Source organism: Humidesulfovibrio sp., from assembly GCF_035560995.1.
Classification (GTDB): Bacteria; Desulfobacterota; Desulfovibrionia; order Desulfovibrionales; family Desulfovibrionaceae; genus Humidesulfovibrio.
In genome coordinates, this window is the sequence record NZ_DATMYK010000170.1 from 1 (window position 1) to 6040 (window position 6040).

Here is a 6040-nt window from a genome sequence, read left to right on the forward strand (position 1 = left end):
AACCTCCGTGTCCTTGCCGCCGCGCACGGCCATGAGGTGCAGCAGGTACGGCGCGGCCTCGCCCTGGGAACGCGGGCGCCGGGTGCACAAAATGGCCCGCTGCGGGGCGAGCACCTCCGTCTGCACGAAGAGATTGCTGAAGGCCGGGTGCAGTGCGTCGGCCGCCTGCTGGGCCAGGGCCACCTCGGCGTAGCTGGTGACGTCGATGGCCCGGCGCGTGCGCGCCCGGTTGGTGATGCGCAAGCGCCGCAATTCGATGTCGTCCTCCGGCGAGACGGCGATCTCCAGGCGCGTGTCATAGTCGTTGTCGCGGCGGTGGAACTCTACGCGGTCCTCAGAGAAGATGGCCTCGTAGTGCTTGGGCGGCTTCTGCGTGGGTTGCAGGGCGGTGGACCAGAACTCCCTGGTGGCCACGTCGCGCAGGTAGCAGAAGGAGCCCCAGTTGTCGCAGGTCGCATCCTCGCGCCAGCGCGTCACGGCAAGATCCTTCCAGCGGCTGTAGCCGCCGCCCGCGTTGGTCACCATCACGTGGTACCTGCCGTTTGAGAGCAGCTGCACCTCCGGGCTCGGCGTCTGCGGGGTGTCGTACACGCGCATGGGGGTTTCCGGGAGGCTCGAGGTCAGCTGGCCTTCCGAGAGCTCCGTTGTGTGCGCGAATGAGGCATCCGTCTGCGGAATGCGTTCCTGAAGCAGCGGCAAAGTGGCTTGAAGCTGGGCATCGGCCTTGAAACGCCGCTGCATGGGGCGGCCCAGCAGCTGGCTCGCCAGGGACAGGAAGCTCATGCCCTGGTGGTGGACCATGAAGGAGCGCACCACGGCGCTCGCCTGCCCGCGCGGCAGGCGCGACGGTGTGAAGTCGATGGCCTCGTAGAACCCGAAGCGCGTCTCGTAGCCGTCCTCTGCCAGGCGCAACAGGTTCCGGCAGGCCTCCTGCGGGGCCACCATGAGCGCCATGACCGTGGCATAGGGCGCGATGACCAGATCCTCGGCCAGGCCGCGCTTGAGGCCCAGACCGGGCACGCCGAAGGCCCGGTACTGGTAGTTGCGGTTCATGTCGATGGCGTTGTACCCGCACTCCGAAATGCCCCAGGGCACGCCGCGCTTCCTGCCGTAGTCCATCTGCCGGGCCACGGCCGCGGCGCAGGTCTGGTCGAGCAGTGTGTGCTCATAGCTCGGCATCACCAGCATGGGCATCAGGTACTCGAACATGGAGCCGCTCCAGGACAGGAGGATGGGTTCCCCTCCGGCCGTGGTGAGCAGGCGGCCCAGGGCGAACCAGCTTTCCTGCGGCAGCTGCCCCTGGGCGATGGCCACAAAGGTGGCCAGCCGGGCCTCTGAGGCCAGCAGATCGTAGCAGCTCAAATCGCGCCGCCGTTCATCCACGTTGTAGCCGATGGCGAGCAGGCGCCGCTTCTCGTCATAAAGGAAATCGTAGTCCATGCTGGCCAGCTGGCCGCACTGCGCGGCCAGCGCCTCCAGGGAGGCGATTCTGGCCTGGGCCTGCACTTGGGCCTGCGCCGCCAGGGCCGCAAGCGCGGAACCAGCCTCGAAAGGCGCGCCCGGAGCGAGCCCCCGGGCCAGGGCAGCCAGCACCTGCGGCTCCAGTTCTGCAAGCCCGCGCAGGGTCGGCAGGACCTGCAGGACAGGAATGTCCGCCAGGGCTTCAGGCCAGGCCTCTGGCGCGGACCACGGAGCAAAGAGATCCAGCTCGGCCAGGGCGTCCCGGCATTGGTCAGCCAGGGCGCGCACCCACCAATTCAGCTCGTTGTCCGGTGCGGCGCCCAGCACGGCCAGGGCCGCGCCCAGGGTCTCGATGGCCGAGGCCAGCTGCGCGAGGCGCAGGCGCGTGCCGCCACACGTGGCAGACGCCCCGGGGTGCGTAGCGGCGGCCGGGGCAAGGTCGTGGCGCAGCCCTGCAAGCAGGGCCGGAACATCCGCGCCCAGCTCCGCTGCGGGCATCTCTGAGGCCGCGTCCAGGGCCAGTTCCAGGGTGTCGGCCAAGCTCTCGAACAGCCGGGCCGAAAGGATGGGTTCCCCGGCCAGGGCCAAGAGCCCGGAGCGCAGGGTCAGCAGGTGCCCGGCCAGATTGCCGGAATCCACGGCGGAGATGTACTGCGGCGGCAGGGGCGCGAGGGAGAGCGTGTCATACCAGTTGAAGAAGTGCCCCCGGTGCCGCTCCAGGGCGGCCATGGTCTCCAGGGTGCGCGCGCTGCGCTCCAGCATCCGCCCGCAGGTGATGATTCCGAAGTCGTAGGCCGTGAGATTGGACAGAAGCGCTAGGCCCATGTTGGTGGGCGAGGTGCGGTGGGCCACCACGGCCACGGGATGTTCCTGGTAGTTGTCCGGCGGCAGCCAGTGGTCCTCCGGTCCGACGAAGGTCTCGAAATAGGCCCAGGTCTTGCGGGCTATTTTGCGCAGGAAAAGGGTCTGCGCCCCGGTGAGCCGCTCGCGGTGGCGGGCCAGAGGCAGGCTGAGCCACCAGGCCACGGCCGGGGACACCAGCCAGAGGCCGAGTATGGGCGCGGCGGCCAAAAGCGCCATGGGCCGGAACGAGGCCAGGCCCACGCCCGTGGCCACAGCGAGGAAGGGGGCGAACCACATGGTCCGGCAGGAGCCGACAAGATCCGTGCGGTCCTGGGCGCCCGCCTCGGCCGAGGGGTTCCATTCCAGCAGCCCCCGGCGCGTGACCAGCATGCGCCAGGCAGTGCGCGCCAGGGCATCCAGGCTGAAGAAGGCCTCGTATGGCAGGCAGACCAGGGAGAAGGCGGCCTGGGCGAAGTGCCGGGGCAGCAGGCGCGCCGTGGCGGCAAGGTGCTGGCGCAGGGCCCGGTCCTCGGGCTTCTGCAGCGCGGTCAACCCTGCGGAGACGATAGCCGGCAGCAGGATGACGCCGCACACGGAAAGCGTCCAGAACCAGGCTGAGGCCAGCACGGTCCAGCCCGCCAGCAAAAGCAGCGTCAGCGCCGCGGCCGTGAGGCTGCGCCTGAGGTTGTCCGCAATTTTCCAGCGCGACAAGAGAGACAGCGGATTCGGGCGCGGGCGTCCGTCCGGGCCGGGAACGCCCGGCAAAAGCCAGCGGGCTATCTGCCAGTCGCCGCGAATCCAGCGATGCCTGCGGTTTGCGTCCGCGCTGTAGCGCGCGGGATATTCCTCGTAGAGCTGCACGTCGCTCAAAAGTCCGCACCGTGCGTGGCAGCCTTCCAATAGGTCGTGGCTCAGTATGCGGTTGTCGGGGAAGCGCCCGCCCAGGGTCCGCTCAAAGGCGTCCACGTCGTAGATGCCCTTGCCGATGAACGAGCCTTCGCCGAACAGGTCCTGGTACACATCGGAAACCGCGCGGGTGTAAGGGTCGATGCCGATCTCGCTGGCGCACATGCGCGCATAGCGCGAGCGGTTTGTGCCGGACAGGCTGGCCGCGATGCGCGGCTGGAGGATGCCGTATCCGCCCGTCACGCGCCCCTTCCGCTCGTCGAGGCGCGGGCGGTTCAGCGGATGGGCCATGGCCCCCACGAACTGCCGGGCCGTATCGCGCGGGAGTTGCGTATCCGTGTCCAGGGTGATGACGTACCGCACTTCCTGCAGCACCGTCACATGGCCCACCACAAGGGCAAAGGCTTCATCCCCGCCGCCGCGCAAAAGCCGGTTCAGGTCAGAGAGCTTGCCGCGCTTGCGTTCGCGGCCCATCCACACGGCGTCCTGGGGGTTGAGCTGGCGCGGGCGGTGGAACAAAAAGAAGTTCTCGCCCCCGCTGCCAAGATATTTCCCGTTCAGCCCTTCGATGCGTTCCCTGGCCAGGCGCAACAGCGGCTCATCCTCTGGCAGGGTCTCCGTCGCCGCATCGCCAAAGTCCGTCAGCAGCCCGAAATGCAGGAACTCGTCGCGGTTGGCCAGAAAGCGCACCTCCAGCGCCTTGACCAGCTCCTCGATGCTCCGGGCGCTGGTGAGCATGGTGGGCACAACCACCAGGGTGCGGAACTCCCTGGGGATGCCCTTGGAGAAATCCATGCGCGGCAGCGCCTGCGGCGCCACCAGCAGGGTCGCCAGCCAGTTGGCCAGCGCCACGGCCAGGTGGCTGGCGCAAAACAGACACAGACCGCCGAGTACGGCCAGCCGCCAGCCGTCCAGGCCGTCGCCCGCGGCCTTGCCTGCAAGGCTGGCGGCAAAGAGAACCGTCATGAACAGGATCGCGCCGCAGTACAGGAACAGCGGATGCCCGCGGCCAAAGATGCGCAAGGACCCGGCAAGACCGCTGCGCGCCCGGGCGGTTTGCGCCAAGACCTCCAGGCCGTCATCGATGAGGAAGAAACCCACGTGGGCGGCGCGGTCGCCTTGCCCCTCGCGCACGAGCGCCTCCCGCGCGAGGCCGACGGCCATACGCGCCACCTCGGCCTCGGAAAGCGGGCTGGCCTTGGCCGTGCGCTCCACCGCGTGGCGGTAGCGGTCGCGAGTGGCGAAATCCATGCAGGCGTAAATGCCCGACGGATCTTCGGACAATGTCTGCTCCACCAGGCTCATGGCCTCCACGAAGCCGCGCCAGTCCATGGCGCCGAGCGCCCGCAGGCTGCCGATGCTGTTGCTGATGGACACCTGGTCCGCGGCCTGCTGCTGGTTTTCCGAGCGCACCAGTTCTTCGCTGGTCAGGCCGGATTCGGAAAGCCGCTGTTCGATCCAGGTGAGCGGCAGGGCCAGCGCCGGGCCCTGCCCGTGCAGGCGGCGCGTCAGCTCGGCCACGAAGGAACTGACCATGGGCGGATCGGAACGGGCCATGTCGGCAATGGCCAGAATGAGGTTCTGCGGCTCCCCGGCCGCCACGGCCGTCATCTTGTCGGCCCAGGCCTCGGCACGGTTGCGGTCCAGGCGATGCCCGGCGATGCGCGCCGCCACGCGGCGCAGGTTCTCGATGAGCGTGAGCCGCAGCATGATGGGGATGGCCCACAGCTCGCCCAGGGTCAGCGCGGACACGGACTGATAAGCGGAGACGAAGCGGCGCAAAGTCTCCGGGTCGACACGGCCATCGCCGTGGGCGATGGTCTCCAAGGCGAGGTCGTACACGCGCGGCAGACCGGCCGAGGCTCCCAGGGCCAGGCGCGGCAGCTCGCGGCTGTAGCCCTTGGGCAGATGGCGCCCGGCCGTGCGGATCTGCTCCTCGATGACGTAGAAGTTGTCCAGCAGCCACTCGCCCGCCGGGGTGATCCTGCGTTCCCCCTTCACGTCGAGGGTGAGCAGCTTGTGGACGTCGAGCAGGAGCGTCTCGTTTTCGGCCAGGCGGCCGAGCAGGCGGTCGCGCGTGCGGCCCGTGCCCAGTTGGTGCGCCCCGGCCAGCACCTTGCCGTGCTGCTCCATCTGGTCGGCACTGAAAAGATCCGAACGCAAGGGCGACTCGTCGTGGTTGGCCTTCCGCGCCGCACCGCCAAACAGTGCGCACGGGCTGGGAAATATTCTACTGATGCTGATGTTTTTCATCGCTTGTTTCTCCTGCCGCCATGCAGGAAGCCCGGGACATCCCTCCGAGGGGAGTCGAGGCAGCGCGATGGCTGCCGCCCGGTGTGCATCCACGGGGCGGCGCACCTGCTGCGTAGGGCAACCAGACTGAGAGGCGGGGTGAGGGGTGGGTACGGACGTGGAGGGGATCCGTGTCGGCCGGGGCGGCGTGGCTCGCGAACGCGCCCCGGGAGACGAGAGTGTCCGGGAGATGCCAAAGCATAGCACGAAGGGTGCGGCTTGGCGAGAAAAGCGTGAAAAAAATCTTTTACGGCCAGGCACTCTGGGGCCTTCAGCAAGGAAGGCAGAGCGGAGGTGCGGCACTGCGAATCCGCAATGCAGAAATCGTCAGAAGCCGCTCTGTGCAGGGCCGGCAAAGGTGAAACCGTTGTGTGGCGTTCACGGCGCTCAGTGTGTACGGCATTCGTGATGCCGCGACTGGATCATGGCGGGTTTGCGGCACATGGCCAAAGCGGAGAGTTTTGGGCGTTCTATTTCCTCAATTGACTGGGGGCAGGGGCGGCGCGCCTGTTTCCTGTCCGCTGTCTTTGTCTACGCC

General features: G+C 68.1%; 1 protein-coding gene. It reads right to left on the minus strand.

Annotation, left to right across the window (positions count from 1 at the left end; translation table 11 throughout):
* The coding region (locus VN419_RS06600; RefSeq protein WP_325645723.1) for a glucoamylase family protein at nt 1-5373 on the minus strand (5373 nt) is incomplete at its 3' end.
* Nucleotides 5374-6040 lie beyond the last annotated feature (667 nt).